The sequence below is a fragment of the Lysinibacillus sp. GbtcB16 genome (assembly GCF_019091145.1).
GTDB lineage: Bacteria > Bacillota > Bacilli > Bacillales_A > Planococcaceae > Lysinibacillus > Lysinibacillus fusiformis.
Genome location: NZ_JAGXJV010000350.1, coordinates 1 through 275, shown reverse-complemented (window position 1 = coordinate 275; position 275 = coordinate 1). Strand labels below are relative to the sequence as shown.

The 275-nt window shown below is 45.1% G+C and carries 1 protein-coding gene; it reads left to right on the top strand.

The window, feature by feature from the left end; genetic code table 11:
* The coding region (locus KVT27_RS24505; protein WP_217582166.1) for an alpha/beta hydrolase fold domain-containing protein at window positions 1-275 on the top strand (275 nt) is incomplete at both ends.

Here is a 275-nt window from a genome sequence, read left to right as displayed (position 1 = left end):
AGACTGTTACCTTCGCTCGCCAAAAGATATCCTGAATGCTTGGGCATCTCCGCTGCTTGCCCCAGATTTCAACAACTTACCACCGGCACTCATTATTACGGCCGAGTATGACCCGTTAAGAGATGACGGCAAGGCATATGCGGATAAGTTAAAGCAGGCTGGAGTACGGGTTCAGTATACGTGCTATAAAGGTATGCTTCATACGTTTATTACGAGGTTAGGACAGTTTCTTAAAACAGAAGAAGCCATTCAGGAGATGAATATGTTCAAACAGC